Genomic DNA, 23,002 nt, shown 5'->3' with positions numbered 1-23,002 from the left:
GATATGCCCTACCCACAAGTCATAACAAACGGTTTTTATACTGCTCCGGCGTTTGGCCGGAGTATTTTTTAAACATGGTAATGAACGGACTTGCTTGGTTATAGCCCAGTGTTAATGCCACTTCTTTCACCGAATGCCCATGCCGTAGCAATTCCATCGAATAAAGATAACGCACACGTAACCGCCACTCAGTGAAGCTCATTCCCAGTTCGGTTTGACAATAACGAGCAAGGGTTCTTTCTGTGGTATGAATCCTTTGTGCCCATTCCGATAAACTGGTTTCATCCGTTGGCGTTTCTTCTATCGCCTTCAATATGGGGGATAAATATTTATGGGTGCTGGTCGGTAAGAAATGATGCTGAGTCTCTTGGGTGGCTAATTGATCTAATAACACTTGCACCAAACGCTTATCCTCCACACTCTGAGCAATGCTCACTTCACGTTGACGAAAGTCATCAATAATCGCCGACACAATCGGTGTTACTTTAATAAGGCTGGTTTTATTCGGAAACGCTTGAGTCATCTCCGTCGCAATATTGAGAGAGCAATACTCCAGCGGCCGGCGGTTATAACTTTTATGACGAATGCCCGCAGGGACCCAAATCGCTAAATGAGGCGGCGCTAAAAATCGTGTATCTTCGGCTTCCATTTCTAAAATCCCCCCCGAAATTAATTGTACTTGCCCCCAATGATGGCTGTGCTCTCGAGTTTCGGTATTAGAAAGAAAGGCTTCAAAATTCATAAACACATCGGATGGTGCGTGTTCGATTGATAATGAGGGGTGAAGGTTTCTTGCTGGCTTCATCAAACTTGTCTTCCTATCGCTCAAAGTGTCTTTTTAAAGATATATATTATTATATAGACCTGTCACACTAGTACCAACACTTAACTGGCAATGAGGCACCGATGATTTATTTACTTCCTTTATTTACTGTGCTGATTTGGGGAGGCAACTCCATTGTTAATAAACTGGCAGCCAGTGTCATTGAGCCCAGCGCAATGAGTTTTTACCGCTGGTTCATTGCGATGCTGATTTTAAGCCCATTTTGTTTGCCTAGCGTGCTCAAACAGCGCCACCTGATCAAACCCTATTTACCCAAACTGGCCTGCTTAGCTCTGCTGGGAATGGTGCTTAACCAATCATTAGGTTACTACGCGGGGTTAACCACCACTGCCTCCAATATGTCGTTAATCACCTCTCTTGTCCCCCTTTTGAGTGTGTTTATGAGCGTGCCCTTATTACGAAAATCTATCTCTGGTTTAAGCATTGCTGGCGGTATCATTTCATTGCTGGGATTAGCGTTGATGCTTGGGCAAGGCGATATGCTTTTTTTCTTTCATCAACCCATTACTGAAGGCTATGGCTTGATGGTACTTGCCGCGCTCGTTTACGCGCTTTATTGCGTGCTACTCAAACGCTGGAAAATGCCTTTTAGCAGTTGGACGCTTATCTACTTACAAGGGGTATGTGCGGTGATTATGCTCACCCCGCTCTGGTTTACTAGTGAGCATTTGCTTCCAACGGAAGGCTCCTGGGTTCTCATTATGTATGCGGGCATGGCGGCCTCGTTACTGGCGCCTTGGATGTGGATCAAAGCCATTGACGCCATTGGCGCAGACTCTTCTGCCATGTTTATGAATTTATTACCTGTCATCGCCCTCACTTTAGCGGCAACCTTGTTGGGTGAACAAATACATGCCTACCATGTGTTCGGAGGTTTGATGGTAATTAGTGGGGTGATTTTATCGCAAATTAAGATTCGCCGACGTGTAGTCTTAAAATCGATAGAAAAAGTATCACCACTTTAATATCCCTTATTGGTTTCATGCTCGTTTTGTCTGAAACGAAGCTTAAAACGAAGGTATTCATTGAATTTTATTGAGTAAATCGTACACTTGTATGCTCAAGTGACCTCAAGATGCCTCTTTAACGAAAAGTTGAAATTTCTTAGGTATTCGCACTTCAACGTATAAGGATATGCCAGTGAAAGCGGTTAAACGCCACCAAGAAATTATTGAACTTGTTCAAACTCAAGGCTTTGTCAGCACGGAAGAGTTAGTTGAACGGTTTAACGTGAGCCCACAAACCATCCGCCGAGATCTTAACGAATTGGCCGATGCCAATAAATTACGACGCAATCATGGCGGGGCGACTATTGCTACCAGCTCTGAAAATTCGTCGTATCACACGCGTCAAGTCACTTTACAGTTGGAAAAAGAGACCATTGCGGCCGCTTTAGTCAAACATATTCCAGATGGTGCCACTCTCTTTATTGATATTGGCACAACCCCAGAGGCGATCGCCCGAGCATTAATGGCGGATCACCACCACCTACGGATCGTCACCAACAACATTAATGTTGCCACCATCCTGATGGGTAAACCTGATTTTAGTATTATTCTGGCAGGTGGTGAGGTTCGCAATAAAGATGGAGGGGTGACTGGTGAAGCAACGTTAGATTTTATTTCTCAGTTTCGCCTCGATTTTGGAATTTTAGGGATCAGTGGTATTGATTACGATGGTTCACTGCTTGATTTTGATTACCACGAAGTCCGTGTGAAACGTGCCATTATTGAGAATAGCCGCTGCGTTTATTTAGGTGTCGACCACAGTAAATTTGGTCGTAATGCCATGGTTAAGCTGGGCACTCTTGCTGATATTGATTTGGTGATCACCGATCAACCACCTCCGAAAGAGATTGAATCTTTCGCTCAAGAACACGAAGTCACCATTCAGGTTGCCCTCTAAACGCCATCAACGCGTATAACATTGATCAAATTACGAACGAAGTAGTTATTAAATGTGCAACTAAACTGAGATTTACTCACTATTTCGTTCTATGGGGAATTATTTCGGTATATTATCAATATAAATAAACCGACAGACTGCTCTCAATGCAAAAGATTCTTCGACTTATCCAAGAAAATCAGAGCATCACCACCCACCAGCATCTTGAGCAAACGCTACTCAAGCTGAATAACTTAATTGATCATGAGTATTTCTTGTTTGGCCTTTCTCTACAAACCAGCTTAACAAAGAGTGAAACGCTCATTACCGATAATTACCCTTTGTCTTGGCGTCAACAATATGATGAGTCAGAATTCATGTTAATTGACCCTATCGTCGCCTATAGCATGAACAATTTTCTTCCCATCCAATGGTCACAGATGCGAGCCCAGAATCCACACAGCCGTGTAATTTTTGAAGAAGCAAGAATCAACGGGCTCAAAGAAGGCTTTTCTATCCCCGTTCATGGGCTAAGAGGAGAATTTGGTATGCTGAGTTTCGCCACTTCAGATGCCCATCATTACACACTCAATGCTCAAGCCATTCAAACGTCACAACTGATCATTCCACTACTCTCACAAAATATTAATAACATTGCCCATTGCCACAAAGAGGCTCAACCCAAAGCCAGCCTTACTGCACGAGAGCGCCAATGTTTAAGCTGGGCAGCAGAAGGGAAAAGTGCTTGGGAAATTGCTCAAATTATTAATACCTCGGAACGTACAGTAAAATTTCACCTTGCTAATGCCTGTAAAAAGCTTGGTGCGACGAATCGCTACCAAGCTATTACTAAAGCTATTTTAGGTCACTACATTCACCCTTATCTATAACCATTAAGCGCCCACACTTTCACGGTATTGGGAATTCATCGGAATTGAAAGAGCAACCGAGCGTGTCGTTCCTAATAAATGTACTTGTTTATCTCCCAGCCTTTCGCAAGGAATACCTAAACGCTGAATCAGTTTTTCCACCCCCGTCGATGTCACGGTCACATAATGGGCAATGTCATGTTGTTGAGCGTGGTAATACAAGGATTGAAACATTTTCAGAGTTACATCACTAACCCCCCCTGCGAGTGCAGAATACTCCTTATCAACCGCGAACCGGCTTAATTCATAGATTTTGTGATGCTTTGGCGCAGCAATCGTTCCTAATAACTCAGGAAAAGTACTTTCCAACATATAGTGAGACGTGGTCGGTAAAATACGCCAACACCCCACTAAATGACCACTTGCCTCTTTGGCATACAGATAATGAGCTTGAGGGATATCATACTCATCACTTTCTAACTCTGCCTCCGAGTTAAGATCCCAGTGTAAACGTTGGCAGAAAACCTTATAACGCAGTTTGAGTAATGCAACATAGTCTGACTTAGGTAACTGAGTGAATGAATGACTGTAAATATCAATATGCATGGTATTTCTCCTTTGGGTTAATGGAGAAATCACGCTATACAATCTAACCTCAGCAAAAAGCTGTCCGATCGAACAGTTACATCATCAATATGGATGAATTATGATGGATTCAAGCTGAATTACTAACAATCAGTTGGCAATAGTATTAGGTACACACTTCCAATAATTAATTTGTACCAAGCATCTAAACCCCTCTCCCCAGAGGGGTTTTTCATTGACGCTATCCCTCTTTTGCTTTATCACTTGCATATACCGCATAGTGCGGTATATCTACATTCTCCCCATGATAAAGGAAGTATCAATGAGTTTTGGAAAACGAGACGTCACACTGCGCTTTTTAGCCGAGCCTGGTGATGTTAATTTTGGTGGTAAAGTTCATGGCGGTGCCGTGATGAAATGGATTGACTTAGCAGCCTACGCCTGTGCTGCAGGGTGGAGTGGCAAGTACTGCATTACAGCCTATGCGGGCGGCATTCGCTTTGTGGCTCCAATTCATGTGGGGAATTTAGTTGAAGTCAATGCAAAAGTGATCTGTACCGGAAAAACGTCAATGCATGTTGCCATTGATGTACAGGCCAGTGACCCCACCGCACTGAAAAATCGTTTAACGACTCACTGTATTGTGATCATGGTCGCCGTCGATGAGCAAGGTAAGCCCACAGCCGTGCCCGAATGGATTCCAACCTCACCAGAAGATATAGAATTACGTGATTCCGCCATACGGCTAATGAACATGCGCACGCAAATTGGCGAGGAGATGGAAGCACATGTGAAATATCTCAAGACTCCGGCTTCATGACTAATCGATAAGCACTATCCTATTAAAAACTCAATGACGGTAACCCCCTCTTTCATTTATCGTCATTTTTTGTGTTCATAGAAGCTTGTCATAGTAGATTCATTTTTCTTTGCTGTAATACCTCAACAATAATACAGAGAAAAATAGGTATGCCCTTGACACTCAAGCAAATCACGTTAGGAGAATCCACACTCACCAATGCTAAAGCCGTGGAATACCAGTGGGTACGTTCTCTTTATGTAGAAGGCTATCAGCCTCATGATATCAATCACTACATCAAAACGTGTTTTGGGGGGGATGACACGTTTGCTGATCTCTTTCGCCGGGTGGCACTCCAACAAGAAAGTGTCTATGTACTGCTGCAATACGTAGGATGTGCCCCATCCAGCCGTGAATTCTAACCTCTTCGATTTAGCGACCCATCTTTTGGATCCATTCGATCTGACTCGCATTCTACTCCGCTTTTGCTTCCCTCTTTGTGAGTAACCGCTATGCTACTCTCTGCTTTTCTATCCTATCCCTCATTTTCACTCAGGGTAAACAAAACGACAAAAGTATCATTTTCTATAGAGATAAAAAAACCTGAGTAAAACTCAGGTTTCGGTTACAAAAACTGTTAGTCATGTAGCTAGTAAGGAATAGAGCTAACAGCCAGCTATGCGTAACGCCAGAAGCTTGTACGCTCTTAACTGATCGGCGGCCAAACCAAAGGTGTTAAGAGAGGACAAAATGGGCGACCTAATGGCCGCCCTTATCATTATTATCCTTTCACACCGCCGGCGGTAAGTCCTCCGACAAGCCAACGTTGCGCAAGTAAAAATACGATGGTAATGGGTAATGCCGACAACACTGCTGCTGCTGCAAAGTCTCCCCACAGATAGTTTTGCGGGTAAAGATACTGCTGCATACCAACGGCAAGTGTGTACGATTCTACATCAGAAAGTAGTAATGACGCCACCGGAACTTCACCTACCACCATGATAAATGACAAGATGAAGACCACCGCTAAAATCGGCACAGACAGTGGCAACAGAACTAATCTAAAGGCTTGCCAAGGGGTTGCCCCATCCAGTGCTGCGGCTTCTTCTAACGAATTATCAATCGTTTCGAAATAACCTTTGATTGTCCATACGTGCAGAGCAATCCCACCAAGATAAGCGAAGATCAACCCACCGTGGGTATTTAGCCCTAAGAATGGAATATATTGTCCAAGTTTATCAAACAGTGCATAGATGGCGACAAGTGCTAGCACTGCTGGGAACATTTGGAAAATCATCATCGCTTTTAAGATAGTGTCTTTACCTTTAAAACGCATACGGGCAAACGCATACGCGGATGTCGTGGATAAGCACACAATAAAAATGGATGAAATCGAAGCCACTTTCACTGAGTTCCATAACCAAGTCAGTACTGGGAATGGAGGCGGAGTCACCGTCCCATCCGCATTCGTGACCGCGATTCCCAACGCCAGTTTCCAGTGTTCCAACGATGGTCTCTCAGGAATCAGGCTGCCTGTCGCAAAGTTACCTTCACGGAAAGAGATAGCAATGACCATTAGCAATGGAAAAATGATCAATGCTAAAAAAGCCCATAACGCGAGATGTGAAGCCCAAACACGATATTTGAGCGATTTTCCTTGAACCATAGCCATATTCGTCGCTCCTATTTAGTTCTGAGATACTTTGGTAAAACGTAGGTTGAGTAACGCTAATGCACCCACCAGTAAGAAGATTAAGGTTGCAATCGCACTGGCTAGACCAAAGTCTTGACCACCTGCACCTTCAAACGCAATACGGTATGTATAGCTAACTAACAAGTCGGTATAACCAGCAGGCTCTGAGGTACCAATCATATTTGGACCACCACCCGTTAATAGCTGAATCATGACAAAGTTGTTGAAGTTAAAAGCAAAACTAGCAATCAATAATGGAGTCAGTGGCTTAATCATTAACGGCAGGGTAATGCGCGTAAAGTTATGTACAAAGTTGGCACCATCAATGGCAGAAGCTTCATACAGATCATCTGGAATCGCTTTAAGTAGCCCCATACATAAAATCATCATATAAGGGAAGCCTAGCCAAGTATTAACAATGAGCACCATGCATTTCGCCAAAAATGGATCAGAGAACCAAGCTGGGCTTAAGCCAAAGAGACCTTGCAGCACCATGTTGATTTCACCAAAGCTTTGGTTAAACAAGCCCTTAAAGATCAATATCGAAATAAAGGCGGGAACAGCATAAGGTAGAATCAGTAGTACACGATAAATAGCGCGACCTTTTAAGGCTTCCCACTGAACGACACTTGCCAAGATTAAACCAATAATCAAGGTAAAAACGACCGATAATACAGAAAACACCACGGTCCAGATGAAAATACTAATGAACGGTTCTTTAATACCATCATCTTTCCACACACGTTCAAAATTGTGTGAGCCAATAGAGACGATAAAACCAGGAGAAACATTGCCACCCACAAACTGACCTTGCTCATCAATCACTTGGTAAAAGCCCACATCCATATTGGGTTTAAGTGTTTCACCCGTTCTATTATTAAATAGTGTTAACCCATCTTCTTGTAAAGTGTACAGCGGGACGACGGCGGCGAACTGGCGTAAACCACTCATACGAATATCCGCACCAGATGGGAAGTGGAGATCAATACCAGATAACACACTACGATACCCAACAATGGTTTTAATGGGCTCAGGTTCACCAGCCATCTGATCGACCATAGTGAGATAAAGATCAGATGGAATAGCATGAGATAAAGAGAAACTTTCCGTTGTGTATAACGTCTCACCATCTTTTACTGCAATACGATACCCATCCTCAACACGATGTAAGGTAAAAGGGTAACTTTCGCCACTTTGATAAGTTTGGTTAACCAGTACTGTCTGGGCTCTTTCAAAAGAAAGCTGATTTTTTGCACTGTAGTTGGTAAACGCTAAGTTAACGGTATAAGCAAGAGGAAATAGGATGAACAGGATCATCCCGGCTACCCCTGGATAAATATAACGGTGAGCATACGTTTTCTTACTGCCAAAAATATATAAGGCTAATACCGTAAGAATCATCGTAAGCAATGCAAACGCAAGCTCGCCGCGAGAATACATTAGAATTGTTGCGTAGCCATTCACGATACCTACTGCGCCTAAAATGGCCCACTTTATAAAGGCACCCTTGCTGACTGGTCGTGTCTTGGCTGAAACTGGCATCGCCTTTGTATCTTGAATTGACTGCATATTACAACCTGCTAGCGAATTGAAAACTGGGAAAGTAAGGAGAGGTTACCCTCTCCTCAAAAAGTAACACAATATAAGTGACTCGTAATAATTAGCGAGTCATTTGTCTTTCAGCGTCTGCTAAAGCAGCATCCACGGTTTGACGACCATCCACTACATTAATGATCGCACTCTTCGCCGCCCCCCAGAAGGCATTCATTTGTGGGATATTGGGCATGATTTCACCGTTCATTGCGTTGTCCATGGTCGCCGCAATACGAGCATCAGAATCGAGTTCACGCTGGAAAGAGTTCAACGCAACAGCACCCAGTGGTTTATCGTTATCCACCATGCGTAGTCCATCATTGGTCAGTAAGTAGTTCTCTAGGAACTCAACCGCTAAGTCACGGTTTGGTGAAGCCGTACTAATACCCGCCGTTAATACGCCAACAAACGGTTTCGATGCTTTACCATTAAAACGGGGCAATGTGGTAACGCCATAATTGATACCAGAGCGTTCAATGTTGTTCCAAGACCAAGGACCATTAATGGTCATCGCCGTGTTGCCTTTGTTGAATTCTGCTTCAGAAACAGAATAGTCCATATCAGCGGAAATCACGCCTTTATCCACTAAACCTTTCACAAAGTTCATGGCATCTTTTACACCTTGTTTAGCAATACCGGCATCTTTAATGTCGTAACCGCCACCGGTATATTTAAAGGCGTAACCACCATCAGCGGCCATGAGCGGCCAAGTAAAGTAAGGTTCTTTTAGGTTCCACATGATGGCGGATTTACCTTGCTTCTTCAGTTTTGCATTAAGCTCAGCCACTTCTTCCCAGCTTTTTGGCGGATTCGGAACCAAATCTTTGTTATAAATCAGCGATAGTGATTCAACGGCAATCGGGTAACCAATCAGTTTGCCATCATAACGAACAGCATCCCATGCAAAATCGACAATCCCTTCTTGAATGCGTTGTGAAGGTTTAATTTCAGCCAACAAACCCGCTTCTGCGTAACCACCAAAACGGTCATGAGCCCAAAACACGATGTCTGGACCATCACCCGTTGCTGCCGTTTGTGGGAAACGGTCTTGCAGACCATCAGGATGAGCAACCGTCACCTTAATGCCAGTATCCGCTTCAAATTTTTTACCCACTTCAGCAAGACCATTGTAACCTTTGTCACCATTGATCCAGATAGTCAGTTGTCCTTCTTGAATAGCAGCATTTGCACCAAATGAGCCAAGCGCAACTAGAGTACTTAGCGCGACGGTGCTTAGGGCATTTTTCATATTCATATCCTTTTATTTGTGTTGTAGGGCTCACCGAATCGAGGTTATGCCATATTTCCCACTCATCATCGGTAAAAAAAGGGGATAACTCATCCTCCTCCCCCCTACGCCCTTGGTATTATGACTTATTTTCGTGATCTACATCCTCTACAGTTGGCGATGTAGATCACAAAAAAAATACTGACTGTGATCCAGTTCAACTTCATCTCAGTCAATAATTTGAACTGGATCTAACTTGGTGTTTTTTAAGCCTCTCCTCCTCCTCCTTCACTACTCCCCCTGTAAAAAAAAGGATTAGGAGGATGTGGTTCCTCTCGCCTTTAGCGAAACTAAGTACATCCAAGAGTGGATGGTAAGAACCCTTTCCAGTATTCAAATAGTACTGGCTTGCATTGCTAAATTGGTTTGCTGTCATAAATTGAGCGTTCGTGGTAATTATTGTACGGGGGAGACGCTCATTCATGCCGGGGGAAGCAAATTGATTCTTGGCTTTGGTGGGTGATGCTTTCTACAAACCTTTTGTTTGTGGACATCACCCTTTCTTTTCTTACTCACACGTTAAAGGTAACTGGGCGTAGCCATTGAATCACTATGAAATGGGATTCACCTTAACACAAATTCCTACTGTTATTGTCTACTACATAATTCATATAATGATGGGCAGTAATCATTAAAAAATCTTGATCGAGGGCAAGCTAGATGGCGAATGTCACGTTAAAAAATGTATGTAAAGCGTATGGCGATGTATTAATTTCTAAAAATGTCGATTTGGAAATTAAAGAAGGCGAATTTGTCGTGTTCGTCGGTCCATCAGGCTGTGGTAAGTCAACGTTGCTACGTTGTATTGCTGGCCTTGAAGACATCACCTCCGGTGATCTGTATATCGGCGATAAGCGGATGAACGATGTTGAACCGTCTAAACGTGGCGTAGGTATGGTGTTCCAATCTTACGCGCTTTACCCACACCTAAACTTACATGACAATATGTCTTTTGGCTTAAAGTTAGCCAAAGCAAAAAAAGAAGAGATCAGTAAGCGTGTTGAACATGCTGCGGATATTTTACAACTTAGCCACCTGCTGGATCGTCAACCCAAAGCATTATCTGGTGGTCAACGTCAACGTGTTGCCATTGGTCGTACCCTAGTATCACAACCGAATGTTTTCCTGCTTGATGAACCATTATCTAACCTTGATGCAGCCCTTCGTGTACAAATGCGTTCAGAGATCACCAAACTACAACGTAAGCTTGGCTGTACAATGATCTACGTTACACACGACCAAGTCGAAGCCATGACTATGGCTGATAAAATCGTGGTTCTCGATGCCGGATTTGTCTCACAAATTGGTAAACCCCTTGAACTGTATCACTACCCACAAAACCGTTTTGTGGCCGGGTTTATCGGTTCTCCAAAAATGAACTTCATGAGTGTCACCATTGAAGAGACCGAAAAAGAACAAGTCAAAGTCAAACTGTCTAATGGCTTTACGTTCTGGATCCCTGTCGACGGTACTACCGTAGAAAAAGGTTCACGGATGTCATTGGGTGTTCGACCAGAACATTTACTGAAAGCCGAAGAAGGTGATGCGCAGATAGAAGGTAAGGTGATGATTGTCGAAAAACTCGGCAATGAAACCCAAGTTTATATGAATGTAAAAGGTTCAGATTCAGACATTATCTATCGCCAACCCGACACGCTAGATATTGAAGTGGGTGATACCTTAACCATTGGTCTACCCGCTCATCGCTGCCACCTATTCCACAGTGATGGTCGAGCTTGCCAACGTCTTCATCAAGAAAAAGGCGTCGTAATTTCTCGCTAAGCAGCCATGAACGACAACCCTCATCCCCCTCATGCAGATAGTATTAGGGGGATATTTTATTTTAGCTGACGATAAAAATACTCAATAAAATCTTAAGCCCCTCTCGCCAAACCCGCCTATCCGCAGTAAAGTAATCTCTCCTAAAAAGGGAAATATGAGGCTTTATGAAACACCAATTAGCGCTTAGGGCTTTAGAGCGCGGCGATTTACGCTTTATCCATAACCTTAACAATAATCGCAATATTATGTCGTACTGGTTTGAAGAACCCTATGAATCATTCGATGAACTGGAAGAACTGTATAATAAACATATTCATGATAATGCTGAACGCCGTTTTGTCGTTGAAAATGCACAGAAAGAGCTGATCGGATTAGTCGAATTAATTGAAATTAACTACATCCACCGGAGTGCTGAATTTCAGATTATTATCACGCCAGAACACCAAGGTAAAGGCTATGCTCGTACACTCATTCACCGAGCTCTCGACTACTCTTTCACGATTCTTAACCTACACAAAATTTATCTGCATGTCGCCATTGAAAATGATAAAGCCATCCATCTTTATGAAATGTGCGGATTTATTGAAGAAGGCCATTTAGTACAAGAGTTTTTCATTAATGGCGGTTACCGAGATGTCAAACGTATGTACATTCTACAAAGTGATTATTTAAAAAAATCCAATCAAGAATAGACACTTAAATAGCTTGATGTGGTCAGTAAGTGGCAAATAAGAATTTCTCCATCAATATAAATAATAAAGGTGATTGAAGCAAAGACATGCCGGTCACACCATGGATGCTTCAAGTAATAAAGATATAAGCACGAGACGAATCACCAATGACTCGCTTCGTGATTATCTCTAGCGAGCAATATCCAACCTGTTTTCTGTCACCCCATTGGTTCGAAACCAACCCGCAATACTGATCCGCTCCGCTTGAGTCGGTAAGACTTCATGAGGAAATCTCTCCGATAAGAACACCACTAAACGGCCTGAGGTGGGAGCAATGGTTTCAATCCATTGATCGTTCAAATCATAAAGCTTCAATTCTCCGCCATCGGCAGCGCACCAATGGGGGTTCATGTAAAACACCGTGGTTAACTTACGGTTTTCATTGCCTCGAAACGCATCCAGATGTTTTTTATAGAAATCCCCCACCTCGTATTTTGCGAAATGCGCCTCGTATTCAAATAACCCTAAAAAGAAGTGTTGATTGACCTGCTGGCGAATCTGCTCCATCTGATCCAAATAATCTTGTATTGGCTGGCCCATAGACTCTTTCAGCCATTGAATCTTATCACTGCGGATCTGGCTAATGTGCTGGGCTTCATCTTGACGACCAACACGGGCTCGCTGCCAACTTTTAGGGGCGCAAAATCGTAAACGGCTGACTTGATCGGGAGTCAAAAAATCATCCCACACATACCAGCCTTGTTCTGCTATCGCGTCCAGCAACTTCTCTAATCCCATGATGTTCACTACTTGGTTAACGAATCATGGGTTATAACCAGACTCTGTTCTCTGCACAAATCACGATGTTAATCCATAAGAACAATCATCGTTATCAATCATGCTGACACAACGAAGATAAGAAGACTTTTCAATGGTTAGTAAATAAAAAAACCACCGGAAACCAGTGGTTTACATTAAGAGCATTAATAATCTAAAGGATTAACGATTCCGTTTGGCCAGCTCGGCAAAGACGCTTTCGACCGCAACGGCACCGGGGTCTTTAACACCGCTTAAACTGTCACTGGCTAAATAAGACGAGCGTCCAGCATTGGCTTTATTCATTAACGCGGTGGAAGCACTGCCTTGCTCAGCAGCGCTTGCCGCTTCGGTTAAGTTTTGCCCAGCCACTAACGCTTCTAGTGCTGGCTGCAGCGCATCAATCATGGTTCTATCACCCAACTCAGCGCCGCCGTACTGTTTCATTTTATTTAATCCCGCCACTAATGCCCTCGCCAGCGATTGACCTTCACTCATCTGCTGACCCGCAGCGGTAAAGAAAATCGACAATAACACCCCACTTGAGCCGCCCATCACGGTTGCAAGACGCTCTCCCACCACGCCTAATAACTTATCGACTTGCGCGAATGGCAATTGATTAGCTTGGCTCTCACGATAGACTTGTCGTGCACCAGCAGCAAAGGTAGAGCCGGTATCGCCATCACCAACTAGGCTATCGAGACGATTAAGCTCACTTTCATTAGCAATCAAGGTCTGGCAAATACAGTTAACGATCATTTGATGCTCAGCATGTTCGGAGGCTTGATATTGCAGTTGATCGGCTTGCTTTTCGACTACGCGGCGTGCAACCTCATTAACCGCTAAAGGCGTTGGCCAGCTGCTGACCTCGGTTGGAGCCAGTAATGCCGTTTCCAGTTGCGCATCTAAATGCAGTAACGAGATGGAAAAACCTTTCATATCCAACGCCGTCATCAAGGGCGCTGGACCCACTAAATATTGGATTGAGGGCGCAAGAGAAGAATGACACAGATCGCGCGTTAACAAGCTCATTTCAAGATTGGATACGCCACCCAAGTTATTGAGTAGCACTGCCACTTTATCATCACCCGTTAACGGATAAGCGCTCAGCAGCTTTTCAATCATGATGGCTAAAATCTCACGGCTATTTTGCGTCGCTAAAACCGAAACGCCAGGCTCGCCGTGAATACCTAAGCCTAACTCAGCATGACCGGGGGCGACTCGCTCACTGTGCGTTTCACCCGGTAAATGACAACTGGAGAGTGCCACGCCAATACTGGCGGTGCGTTGAATCGCCACTTGCGCCGCTTGTGCCACCATAGCAAGCGATTGACCTTGCTCCGCCACATAGCCAGCGACTTTATGTACAAATAAGGTGCCAGCCACACCACGTGGCTGCTTATTGTCTGGCAAGGCAATGTCGTCACTGACCATCACCATCTCAACTTGATAACCGAGACGTTTGGCTTTTTCTGCTGCTAAACCAAAGTTTAATCGATCGCCGGTGTAGTTTTTTACAATCAATAAACAGCCTGCTTCACCGGTCACTTGAACAATGGCATTGAACACCGCATCAACACTGGGCGAAGCAAACACATCACCACACACCGCGGCGGTCAGCATATTTTTACCGACAAAGCCAACGTGAGCGGGTTCATGGCCCGAACCACCGCCAGAAATAATCGCTACTTTGCTTTTATCCCAATCACGGCGAACCACGATCCGAATATGCGGGTCGATGTCCAATTGTTCTAAGTTTTGCCAAGGGCTGGTTAATACCGCCCCTTCAATCGCTTCGTTTACTAATTGCTCTTTATTATTAATAAAAAATTGAGTCATCTCGTTATTCCTTGGATTGAAAGTAAATCAACAGCTTTGATTGTGCGTATGACGACTACGAACAGCAAAAAAATTCTGACGTTGCAAAATGAAACATCATTAATTTCAAGATGGGTTCATAATGAAACACCATCAGCGCTCACTCTCCTTAGAGTGTGAACTTAGGCGATATGACGTGAAAGCCGTTGACTCCCTAGCCTCAAAAGTTGATGAAGCCCCAAAACGACTGAACATTACTGATAGAGAGCAGCAGAAAATACCAAGCAGCCCATACGAGCGCTGCTTGATTCAGATAAGAAATGGAAAAAACGGACTTAAGAGAGAAGTTTCTAAGAAGCGCAGAGATGCTCAAACGCTTGCTGTAAACTGGCAATCATCACTCGGCTTGACTCAATACCGGGATCCAAATAACCGCAGCTTTGCTCGCCTAAGTAGGCCGCTCTACCGCGCTTAGCGGGCAGGGCAATCGAATCACGAGCCGCTTGCTGACAGGCCTCATTCAATGCCGTGAGGCTTTGCGCCATAGTGTATTGACTAGCCACGCAGCGCTGTAGCGTTTCTGTCGCCACATACCAAATGTCGTATAAGGTTTTATCTTGATACTGCACATAACCGCGAGTTTTCACTCCTTGCTGGCCATTCAATAACGCTCGATAAAGATCATCGACACTGAGCGCGGTTTTGCCTTCCACGCTGTGCGCCGCTCTCTGAAATAAGGTGTAGTACAAAGGTCCGCTGGCCCCGCCAACGCCAGAAAGAAACACAAAGCCTAAATTTTGCAGTAAATGGGCAATACTCATATCCGCTAGGCTCGGCAATTTGCTGACCAATAAAGTACAACCGCGCTGAATATTCACGCCATGATCGGCATCGCCAATTTCGGCATCCAACTGATTAAGGTATTCACTGTGTTGGAGTAAATTCTGGCTGAGTAACTGCAACCAGTGATACACCATCGCTTGGCTAAGCATGGTTTATTTCCCCCATTGCCAATAGGCGGTGTCGACCGGAGCTTGCCAGCACGATAAAGCCCGATCATCAAGGGTGAATAAGGTCACAGAAAAAGCATTCGGATGCGCCCCACGGCATACCGCTTGCACAATAGCGTCGACGATGGTCATCTCACTCTGGGCTAATTGCTGGCTGACTGATTGACAGAGGTGGTCTAACTGCTGCTGATCTTGCCCACTTAAGCCATTGAGTAATAATAAATAACGCGGATCTGTCACCACTGGCGCAGTGATAAATTGCTGCTGCCAATCATGGGTTGCACTCGACCACTGGATTTGCAATCGAGATCGCTGTGGCGCAATCAATAACTGCTGATGCAGATGCTGCAACACCTCGGCAAACGTCCCCGACGTTAACTGCATAATCCCTTGTTCATTGTGCAACCCCACCCCGACTTTGATCTGCTCAAGCAGTTGATCTGGCTCGGGAGCTTGATCGCCTACAAAACCCACGCTGATGGTATGGCATTGCGCCGTCCATTGCCGCGCTTGCTCAGTCAAAACACTGAGTTGCTGTTGACCCGATAAACCCGAATGAGCCAATTGTAAGCTGTAAGCACCCAGCAGTTTTTGTAGTAAGACAATCCCCGCTAACCCTTTGCCTCCCATTATGCAGTGCGCGGGTAAAGGAGCACAATCATCATCAACCAAACAAAAATCCACCTGATAGCCTTGCTCGGTTAGCCACTCGGTAGCCAGTTGAAAATTCAGCACGTCACCAGTGTGATTTTTCACTAAAAACAAGATAGGAGTCGAGGATGGTAAGTGCTTATTAACGTGCTCAGTAATTTGCAGCGCTGATGGCGCGGTGAAATGCTCACCGATACACGCAGCGGCCAGCATCCCTCGACCAACAAATTCACTGTGCAAAGGTTCGTGGCCCTGTCCACCGCCGCTAATCACCGCGACCGGGGAAGGAGAATCGTTCAAAAAGCAGGGGTCAAACACATTATACACAGACAACACTCCAAGCAATGTTTAGTCAAAAAACTCTATCATTAGCGCTAAATTAAGCAATTTATCCGACAAAGGTTTCATTATGAAACCACCAAAGCTCTTAAGCTGTTTCATAATGAACCAATTGGCTGAGATTTGTGATCTATCTCTTTTCTTGGTTGGTGAGCAGCATAAAAAACTAACGAAATGTGAAACAAGGATTTGATTGGTCATCAGATTGGCAAAACTGATTGTCAAACCGAGCTTAACCACTTACTACTAGAGCCAACAGAGCGAGGCATCTCTTCTCACCGTCAAGCTCGCTATAAAAATGGTTCATGTAAATCAAATAATAAGGATCAATAACGTGGAAAAAATCTTAATCTCGCCCAGTAAATACATTCAAGGTAAAGGCGCTATCCATCAAGTGGCTCGCCATGTCACAGGTTTTGGTCAACGGGCTTTCGCCATCACTGACCCTATGGTTCTCCCACTGGTTGAAGATAGCCTAGCGACTCAGTTCGCTGGCCTCGACATGCATCTCACTCTATCGCCTTTTCACGGTCAATGTAGCCGTAATGAAATTGAACGCTTAGTGCAAGTCGCTAAAGAAGATCAGGCTCAAGTGATCATAGGCATTGGTGGTGGTAAGGCGCTCGATACGGCAAAAAGCGTCGCTTATTACTTAGGTTTACCAGTGGTGATCATCCCTACCATCGCCTCCACCGATGCCCCCACCAGCTCTCTGGCGGTGATCTACACCGAGCAGGGCGAGTTCAGCGAGTATCTATTCTTCCCTGCTAACCCTAATATGGTATTGGTCGATAGCGAAATCGTTGCCAAAGCTCCAGTGCGTTTATTGGTTGCTGGGATGGGCGATGCCCTTGCCACATACTTTGAAGCGCGGGCGACCATTGCTTCTGGTAAAGCCACCATGGCAGGGGGCCTCGCCACCAAAGCGGCTTTTGCGATTGCTCAAACCTGTTATCAAACGCTATTAGAAGATGGATATAGCGCGATGATGGCGGGCAAACAAGGTCTTGTTACTCAAGCGATGGAAAATATCATCGAAGCCAATACGTATTTAAGCGGTATTGGCTTTGAAAGCTGCGGACTGGCGGCAGCCCATGCGATTCATAACGGTTTAACGGTATTAGAAGAGTGTCACCACCTTTATCATGGTGAAAAAGTCGCGTTCAGTACCTTAGTACAATTGGTATTAGAGAATGCCCCTAAAGAAGAATTTGCCCAAGTGCTGGCTTTCTGCCGTCAGGTGGGGCTACCAACCAATTTACACGAAATGGGCGTCACCACTATCGATTTACCACAAATCATGGCGGTTTCAGAAATGGCCTGCGCCGAAGGCGAGACCATTCATAACATGCCATTTCCCGTGAGTGCCGACCAAGTCTATGCGGCGATCCTCACCACCCATGCCTTAACGACCGCCTAACGGTACTGCTTGTCCCCCAATCTTATTGGGGGATTCGTTTTTTGGCGAGCTTCTTGTTACCATATCCCCAGCCTCCCTAGCCGCAGATGTATTTATGGTTGCCGATACCTATAAACAATGGAAAATTTTTGTCGATACTGGCTGGTTACCGGTTAAAGGCCAGCATGCTGAGCTCTATCAACAATGGCAGCAAGCAAGCCAATGTTGCCAAGCTAAAGCTTGGCAACCGCCAAGAATCTTAAGAGGCTCAACGCTTAACGAGGCTCTGCAATCCCAGCAAAACCTGCTCTGTTTTAGCGAACGAGTCTTAGACGCTATCACCGAAAAATTGCGCGATCCCGATTGGTTATTTTGCATAACCAATGCACAAGGAGTCACCTTACACCTGCAAGGTACGGTAAAAATTAGCCAAGCGTTATCGAACCTCGGCTTAGGCATCGGAGCGGATTGGACAGATAAACGGATCGGTAATCACGCCATCGAGCGCTGCTTACTCACACATCAAGCACAGTTATCAAGTGGAGCTGAGCACCTGAGTAAAGCACTGCATCCTTGGTTTTTCTCGGCAGTACCGATTTTCGATCCCATGGGCGAGTTACTAGCAAGCTTGACTCTGATAGGTGAAACTCAACAACACACCATGATGATTGATGCATTAATGGAAAGTGCCGCCCGGGAAATTGAAACTCTACTCAATTCAGAGCAACGCCTTACCCAAGCCAATACGCTACTCACCCAGCGTGATGTATTATTAGAAGGAATAGAACAAGGCGTCGTCACATGGCAAGCGTCTGGCTATGTGCAGTACATCAATCACTGTGCTCGGCAATGGTTAGGCTTAGATGAGAGTCATATTGGCCTGCACATTGAAGCGTTATTCCATTTTCCCCCCGTGGTTGAACAAGCTTTAGCTGATAGAACTAAACTGGAAAAAGTCGAAGTCATGGTGGATTGTCAGCAACAATTGCTGAAAGTGATTCTCTCGCTTAAACCACTCAGTAGTGGTGAAGTGATGGCGCTATTTCATCCCTGTGAACCACTGTCTCAACATCATGAACGGCATCTTATTGGCGGCGACTATTGGCAACCGGGCGAAAACTTGTGGTTATTGGAAGGCCACCCTTGCCAGCAGCGAATTGAAAAAGCGGCCAAAGTCTCGGTGCCAGTACTATTACAAGGAGAAGATGGCGTCGGTAAACTCTCGCTCGCATTAGCCATTCATCATAAAAGCCAGCAACGCCTCGCACCACTGATGATTATTGATTGTGCCGCTTTACAACCCGAACAATTAGCGCAAGCGCTACTCGGGGATGATCAGCAGAGCCAACCATCAAAATTTGAATTGGCTTACAATGGCACGCTGATTTTAGAACACATCGAGTATCTGCCACCTTACTTACAAGCCAGCTTATTGGCGATTTTAAAAACCGGATTTCTCACCCGCTTACATAGTCAGCAAGTGATTCCAGTCAATGTGCGCGTGATCAGCACCAGTAGTGCTGATTTGGATAAATTAGTCGAATCAGGGGTATTTAGCCGTCAATTGTATTACGCGATGCAAGGCATTGAGGTGTGTATTCCTCCACAGCGAGAGACCATTGATTATACCCGTACCCTGATCTCACATATTGTTCACCGAGCCAACTGCACGCTTACCGCAGAGGCTTTGCAAACTCTCTTGGACTATAGCTGGCCCGGTAATCGCAGCGAGTTACTGAGTGTGATGGATAAAGTGTTACTCAGCTCGGCTCATCGTGTTATCCGTCTTTGCGACCTGCCTGATAGGATCCGCCAACGCACTGACCAAGCGCAGCCCATTCAACGCCTTGAGTTAATGGAAAAAAATGCCATTATTCAAGCGTTAAAACATCATCAGGGACATTTACAACAAACCGCCAAAGCATTGGGCGTTGGCCGCACAACCTTATGGCGCAAGATTCGTAAATACGATATTGATGAAACCGCAATTGTTGAATCTTCTTAGTCGACTGCCAGACATACCTTACATCTATTCTATTCAATTAATATAAACTGGCACCATATATGCTTAATAAAAATAACTCAGTGCTCACTCGTCACCATGCTGAATAACCAATGAGAGGAAAGTATCATGGGCCATCTCTATAAAATTGAATCCTACAGCGAAGAAGCCGTCCACTCTCTTGCCCAGTTTATTCAGGCCAAAGGGGGGAAATACTGCATTGCAGGGTTTGCCGTGATCACTAATCATCCTTTTAAAGAAAGAGATGCAGGACGTTTACTGCCACTGATTGGTAAAGTCACCGATAACTTAACCGAATGGGATAAAACTCAGTTTGAAGTGAGTAACCAGATCGCTTGTTAGCGTATTCGTCACCCTTTAGACTAAACAAATGTGGCTCATATACCCTGAATCGAGCAACAGCCGTTAAAAACAGACACAACAGCATCATAAAAAACAGAACCGCTTATTCATCAGGCGATATGCAACCATTTCATTTTGCAACGCAAATTGCATAGCGGTGGGTAGGCTGGGTATATGCCAATAAGATTATTTTTCAATACCATAACTTAAAAGGAGCTCATTGAGCTCCTTACTATTTCTTGTGGGTTACACGCTTACCAATCAAGGATAACTTTGCCGGAAGCCCCGCTACGCATAGCATCAAAGCCTTTTTGAAAATCATCGACCTTGAAGTGGTGGGTGATGATTGGGGTTAAATCTAAGCCCGATTGAATGAGGCTTGCCATCTTGTACCAAGTTTCGAACATTTCACGACCATAAATGCCTTTTATCACCAACCCTTTAAAGATCACTTGGTTCCAGTCTATCGCCATATCAGAAGGTGGAATACCTAATAGTGCAATACGTCCACCATGGTTCATGGTTTTCAGCATCGAGCTAAACGCACTGGGGACTCCCGACATTTCTAGGCCTACATCAAAACCTTCTGCCATGTCTAATTCATCCATCACCGACTCTAAACTCTGCTCCGCCACATTCACCGCACGGGTCACTCCCATTTTACGAGCTAAGTCTAAGCGGTATTCATTCACATCAGAGATGACAACATGACGAGCACCGACATGTTTTGCCACGGCGGCAGCCATTATTCCTATCGGGCCAGCACCGGTGATCAAAACATCCTCCCCAACTAAGTCAAATGATAATGCCGTATGTACCGCATTACCAAACGGATCAAAAATCGCTGCTAAATCATCAGAAATATCCGCGGGAATTTTAAAAGCATTAAAAGCGGGAATGACTAAATATTCTGAAAATGCCCCAGTACGATTAACACCAACACCAATCGTATTGCGGCATAGATGTGTTCGCCCACCACGACAGTTACGACAATGACCACAGGTAATATGACCTTCACCAGAAACGCGATCACCAATAGAAAAACCGCGAACTTCTTGACCAATCCCAACCACTTCACCCACATACTCATGGCCAACGACCATAGGCACAGGGATGGTTTTCTGTGACCATTCATCCCAATTGTAAATATGCACATCGGTGCCGCAAATGGCGGTTTTTTTAATCTTAATCAGTAAGTCATTATGACCAAGCTCTGGCATATCGACTTCGGTCATCCAGATCCCTTGTTCTGGTTTTAGCTTTGATAATGCTTTAATTTTCATTTAATTAGTCCCATCTCTTGGCCGACTTCAATAAAGACGTCAATGGCTCTGTCCAGTTGCTCCCGACTGTGGGCTGCTGACATTTGCGTACGGATCCGCGCCTGACCTTTCGGTACGACCGGGAAAGAAAAGCCAACCACATAAATGCCCTTCACCAATGCGCGTTCAGCAAACTCAGCTGCGACTTTTGCATCACCAAGCATAATCGGAATGATCGCGTGATCAGCTCCGCCCATGATGAAACCCGCCGCCTCCATGCGTGTACGGAAATGCGCAGCATTGAGCCATAATTTATCGCGCAGCTCTCCACTTTCGGCTAACAGATCCAATACGCGTAAAGAAGCCGCAACAATCGCGGGGGCAACGGAGTTCGAAAAGAGATAAGGACGTGAACGTTGACGAAGCCAGTCAATCACTTCTTTTTTACCTGAGGTATAGCCACCAGAAGCGCCGCCCATGGCTTTGCCTAACGTTCCGGTAATAATATCGATTCTGTCGATAACATTATGATATTCATGAGTACCACGCCCATTGGCGCCCATAAAGCCGACCGCATGAGAATCATCCACCATCACCAGAGCATTGTACTGATCCGCTAAATCACAAATCGCCGGTAGATTAGCCACCACGCCGTCCATTGAAAAAACGCCATCCGTGACAATCAATTTATGACGCGCCCCTGCGTTGTCGGCGGCAATCAACTGCTCTTCTAACTCTTGCATGTTGTTATTGCTGTAACGAAAACGCATGGCTTTACATAAACGAACACCATCGATGATCGAAGCATGATTTAGAGCATCAGAAATGATGGCATCTTCTTTCTCTAATAGGGTTTCAAATAGCCCTGTATTAGCATCAAAACACGAGGTGTAGAGAATGGTATCTTCTTTACCAAGGAAAATAGAGAGCTTCTCTTCAAGCTGTTTATGGATATCTTGCGTACCACAGATAAAACGCACCGAGGCCATACCAAATCCATGCTCATCCATCCCGCTTTTAGCCGCTTCAATCAATTGAGGATGATTGGCAAGCCCTAAATAATTGTTTGCACAAAAATTAAGAACCTCTTCACCAGTAGAAATACGAACTGCCGCTTGCTGTTGTGACGTAATGATACGCTCAGACTTATAGAGACCTTCTGTTTTAACATCGTCAAGCTGTTGGCGTATCTGCTGATAAAAATCACAAGACATTGCATGATCCTTCTTTATATTCTTGTTCATTGGTTAAGAAAACGGGTCAGAGCCCTTCTCATTTACACTGTAAAACCAAACCTATTATCTATCGATGATGACTTTAATATTGAGAATTTT

Annotated in this window: 21 protein-coding genes; 10 read left to right on the top strand and 11 right to left on the bottom strand. The window is 44.7% G+C overall.

Annotation, left to right across the window (positions count from 1 at the left end; genetic code table 11):
• Nucleotides 1-19 precede the first annotated feature (19 nt).
• Nucleotides 20-808: an AraC family transcriptional regulator gene (locus B5D54_RS07360; protein ID WP_078925888.1), complete on the bottom strand. Its 789-nt coding sequence runs from the start codon at nucleotides 806-808 to the stop codon at nucleotides 20-22.
• A 98-nt stretch (nucleotides 809-906) separates the two neighbouring features.
• Between B5D54_RS07360 and B5D54_RS07355 the strand changes: the two genes are divergently transcribed.
• The 3 genes from B5D54_RS07355 to B5D54_RS07345 all read left to right on the top strand — a co-directional run bounded on the left by B5D54_RS07355 (nucleotide 907) and on the right by B5D54_RS07345 (nucleotide 3,618).
• Complete coding sequence (locus B5D54_RS07355) at nucleotides 907-1,809, top strand: DMT family transporter (protein WP_078925887.1); 903 nt, start codon at nucleotides 907-909, stop codon at nucleotides 1,807-1,809.
• 175 nt (nucleotides 1,810-1,984) lie between these two features.
• Nucleotides 1,985-2,749: a DeoR/GlpR family transcriptional regulator gene (locus B5D54_RS07350; RefSeq protein WP_078925886.1), complete on the top strand. Its 765-nt coding sequence runs from the start codon at nucleotides 1,985-1,987 to the stop codon at nucleotides 2,747-2,749.
• 146 nt (nucleotides 2,750-2,895) lie between these two features.
• Entirely contained in the window at nucleotides 2,896-3,618 is a 723-nt protein-coding gene (locus B5D54_RS07345) for a LuxR family transcriptional regulator (protein ID WP_078925885.1), read from the top strand.
• A gap of 3 nt (nucleotides 3,619-3,621) precedes the next feature.
• Here the strand turns inward: B5D54_RS07345 and B5D54_RS07340 are convergent, their stop codons facing one another.
• Entirely contained in the window at nucleotides 3,622-4,203 is a 582-nt protein-coding gene (locus B5D54_RS07340) for an acyl-homoserine-lactone synthase (protein ID WP_078925884.1), read from the bottom strand.
• A gap of 301 nt (nucleotides 4,204-4,504) precedes the next feature.
• Between B5D54_RS07340 and B5D54_RS07335 the strand changes: the two genes are divergently transcribed.
• A complete protein-coding gene (locus B5D54_RS07335; protein WP_078925883.1) occupies nucleotides 4,505-5,002 on the top strand; it encodes an acyl-CoA thioesterase in 498 nt (165 codons plus the stop codon).
• A 149-nt stretch (nucleotides 5,003-5,151) separates the two neighbouring features.
• Nucleotides 5,152-5,403 carry a hypothetical protein gene (locus B5D54_RS07330; RefSeq protein ID WP_078925882.1) on the top strand — a complete coding sequence of 84 codons (252 nt, stop codon included), beginning with the start codon at nucleotides 5,152-5,154 and terminating at the stop codon, nucleotides 5,401-5,403.
• Nucleotides 5,404-5,762: 359 nt separating this feature from the next.
• Here B5D54_RS07330 and malG read toward each other — a convergent pair whose 3' ends face one another.
• The 3 genes from malG to malE form a co-directional block, all read right to left on the bottom strand.
• Entirely contained in the window at nucleotides 5,763-6,653 is an 891-nt protein-coding gene (malG, locus tag B5D54_RS07325; protein ID WP_078925881.1) for a maltose ABC transporter permease MalG, read from the bottom strand.
• A 15-nt stretch (nucleotides 6,654-6,668) separates the two neighbouring features.
• A complete protein-coding gene (gene malF / locus B5D54_RS07320; RefSeq protein ID WP_078925880.1) occupies nucleotides 6,669-8,243 on the bottom strand; it encodes a maltose ABC transporter permease MalF in 1,575 nt (524 codons plus the stop codon).
• A gap of 91 nt (nucleotides 8,244-8,334) precedes the next feature.
• Nucleotides 8,335-9,516, bottom strand: a complete 1,182-nt coding sequence (gene malE, locus B5D54_RS07315; protein WP_078925879.1) for a maltose/maltodextrin ABC transporter substrate-binding protein MalE — start codon at nucleotides 9,514-9,516, stop codon at nucleotides 8,335-8,337.
• Between the two features lie 699 nt (nucleotides 9,517-10,215).
• Here malE and malK point away from each other — a divergent pair.
• Nucleotides 10,216-11,337, top strand: coding sequence for a maltose/maltodextrin ABC transporter ATP-binding protein MalK (gene malK, locus B5D54_RS07305; protein WP_078925877.1), 1,122 nt, complete (start codon nucleotides 10,216-10,218; stop codon nucleotides 11,335-11,337).
• A gap of 164 nt (nucleotides 11,338-11,501) precedes the next feature.
• Nucleotides 11,502-12,029: a spermidine N1-acetyltransferase gene (gene speG, locus B5D54_RS07300; RefSeq protein WP_078925876.1), complete on the top strand. Its 528-nt coding sequence runs from the start codon at nucleotides 11,502-11,504 to the stop codon at nucleotides 12,027-12,029.
• 168 nt (nucleotides 12,030-12,197) lie between these two features.
• On the opposite strand, the gene B5D54_RS07295 is transcribed toward speG, so the two are convergent.
• The 4 genes from B5D54_RS07295 to B5D54_RS07280 form a co-directional block, all read right to left on the bottom strand.
• Nucleotides 12,198-12,806 carry a 2OG-Fe(II) oxygenase gene (locus B5D54_RS07295; protein ID WP_078925875.1) on the bottom strand — a complete coding sequence of 203 codons (609 nt, stop codon included), beginning with the start codon at nucleotides 12,804-12,806 and terminating at the stop codon, nucleotides 12,198-12,200.
• Nucleotides 12,807-13,007: 201 nt separating this feature from the next.
• On the bottom strand, nucleotides 13,008-14,663 hold the full coding sequence (locus B5D54_RS07290) for a dihydroxyacetone kinase subunit DhaK (RefSeq protein WP_078925874.1): 1,656 nt from the start codon (nucleotides 14,661-14,663) through the stop codon (nucleotides 13,008-13,010).
• A 329-nt stretch (nucleotides 14,664-14,992) separates the two neighbouring features.
• Nucleotides 14,993-15,634 carry a dihydroxyacetone kinase subunit DhaL gene (gene dhaL, locus B5D54_RS07285; protein WP_078925873.1) on the bottom strand — a complete coding sequence of 214 codons (642 nt, stop codon included), beginning with the start codon at nucleotides 15,632-15,634 and terminating at the stop codon, nucleotides 14,993-14,995.
• A gap of 3 nt (nucleotides 15,635-15,637) precedes the next feature.
• Nucleotides 15,638-16,630, bottom strand: a complete 993-nt coding sequence (locus B5D54_RS07280) for a dihydroxyacetone kinase subunit DhaK (protein ID WP_158142141.1) — start codon at nucleotides 16,628-16,630, stop codon at nucleotides 15,638-15,640.
• A gap of 346 nt (nucleotides 16,631-16,976) precedes the next feature.
• Between B5D54_RS07280 and B5D54_RS07275 the strand changes: the two genes are divergently transcribed.
• The 3 genes from B5D54_RS07275 to B5D54_RS07265 all read left to right on the top strand — a co-directional run bounded on the left by B5D54_RS07275 (nucleotide 16,977) and on the right by B5D54_RS07265 (nucleotide 20,406).
• A complete protein-coding gene (locus B5D54_RS07275) occupies nucleotides 16,977-18,062 on the top strand; it encodes a glycerol dehydrogenase (RefSeq protein ID WP_078925871.1) in 1,086 nt (361 codons plus the stop codon).
• A gap of 94 nt (nucleotides 18,063-18,156) precedes the next feature.
• The gene (locus B5D54_RS07270; RefSeq protein WP_078925870.1) at nucleotides 18,157-20,046 is read left to right on the top strand and encodes a sigma 54-interacting transcriptional regulator; all 1,890 of its coding nucleotides are present in this window, start codon (nucleotides 18,157-18,159) and stop codon (nucleotides 20,044-20,046) included.
• A gap of 126 nt (nucleotides 20,047-20,172) precedes the next feature.
• Entirely contained in the window at nucleotides 20,173-20,406 is a 234-nt protein-coding gene (locus tag B5D54_RS07265) for a hypothetical protein (protein WP_078925869.1), read from the top strand.
• 254 nt (nucleotides 20,407-20,660) lie between these two features.
• Here B5D54_RS07265 and tdh read toward each other — a convergent pair whose 3' ends face one another.
• Both tdh and B5D54_RS07255 read right to left on the bottom strand, forming a co-directional pair.
• On the bottom strand, nucleotides 20,661-21,689 hold the full coding sequence (gene tdh / locus B5D54_RS07260; protein ID WP_078925868.1) for an L-threonine 3-dehydrogenase: 1,029 nt from the start codon (nucleotides 21,687-21,689) through the stop codon (nucleotides 20,661-20,663).
• A complete protein-coding gene (locus tag B5D54_RS07255) occupies nucleotides 21,686-22,882 on the bottom strand; it encodes a glycine C-acetyltransferase (protein WP_078925867.1) in 1,197 nt (398 codons plus the stop codon). Before B5D54_RS07255 ends, tdh begins: the two co-directional genes overlap by 4 nt.
• Nucleotides 22,883-23,002: the final 120 nt, after the last annotated feature.

It is taken from the genome of Vibrio cincinnatiensis DSM 19608 (assembly GCF_900167345.1).
Taxonomy (GTDB): Bacteria; Pseudomonadota; Gammaproteobacteria; order Enterobacterales; family Vibrionaceae; genus Vibrio; species Vibrio cincinnatiensis.
The sequence above is the reverse complement of the archived record's forward strand: the minus strand, read 5'-3'. Positions and strand labels throughout refer to the sequence as shown.

Bases quoted from the DNA above. Each gene is read 5' to 3' on its own strand.
- B5D54_RS07290 (WP_078925874.1), bottom strand. From the start codon at position 14,663: ATGACTCAATTTTTTATTAATAATAAAGAGCAATTAGTAAACGAAGCG.
- B5D54_RS07340 (WP_078925884.1), bottom strand. From the start codon at position 4,203: ATGCATATTGATATTTACAGTCATTCATTCACTCAGTTACCTAAGTCA.
- malE (WP_078925879.1), bottom strand. From the start codon at position 9,516: ATGAAAAATGCCCTAAGCACCGTCGCGCTAAGTACTCTAGTTGCGCTT.
- malF (WP_078925880.1), bottom strand. From the start codon at position 8,243: ATGCAGTCAATTCAAGATACAAAGGCGATGCCAGTTTCAGCCAAGACA.
- B5D54_RS07345 (WP_078925885.1), top strand. From the start codon at position 2,896: ATGCAAAAGATTCTTCGACTTATCCAAGAAAATCAGAGCATCACCACC.
- B5D54_RS07270 (WP_078925870.1), top strand. From the start codon at position 18,157: ATGGTTGCCGATACCTATAAACAATGGAAAATTTTTGTCGATACTGGC.
- B5D54_RS07255 (WP_078925867.1), bottom strand. From the start codon at position 22,882: ATGTCTTGTGATTTTTATCAGCAGATACGCCAACAGCTTGACGATGTT.
- malG (WP_078925881.1), bottom strand. From the start codon at position 6,653: ATGGCTATGGTTCAAGGAAAATCGCTCAAATATCGTGTTTGGGCTTCA.
- B5D54_RS07335 (WP_078925883.1), top strand. From the start codon at position 4,505: ATGAGTTTTGGAAAACGAGACGTCACACTGCGCTTTTTAGCCGAGCCT.
- B5D54_RS07330 (WP_078925882.1), top strand. From the start codon at position 5,152: ATGCCCTTGACACTCAAGCAAATCACGTTAGGAGAATCCACACTCACC.
- dhaL (WP_078925873.1), bottom strand. From the start codon at position 15,634: ATGCTTAGCCAAGCGATGGTGTATCACTGGTTGCAGTTACTCAGCCAG.
- B5D54_RS07355 (WP_078925887.1), top strand. From the start codon at position 907: ATGATTTATTTACTTCCTTTATTTACTGTGCTGATTTGGGGAGGCAAC.
- B5D54_RS07265 (WP_078925869.1), top strand. From the start codon at position 20,173: ATGGGCCATCTCTATAAAATTGAATCCTACAGCGAAGAAGCCGTCCAC.
- malK (WP_078925877.1), top strand. From the start codon at position 10,216: ATGGCGAATGTCACGTTAAAAAATGTATGTAAAGCGTATGGCGATGTA.
- speG (WP_078925876.1), top strand. From the start codon at position 11,502: ATGAAACACCAATTAGCGCTTAGGGCTTTAGAGCGCGGCGATTTACGC.
- tdh (WP_078925868.1), bottom strand. From the start codon at position 21,689: ATGAAAATTAAAGCATTATCAAAGCTAAAACCAGAACAAGGGATCTGG.
- B5D54_RS07295 (WP_078925875.1), bottom strand. From the start codon at position 12,806: ATGGGATTAGAGAAGTTGCTGGACGCGATAGCAGAACAAGGCTGGTAT.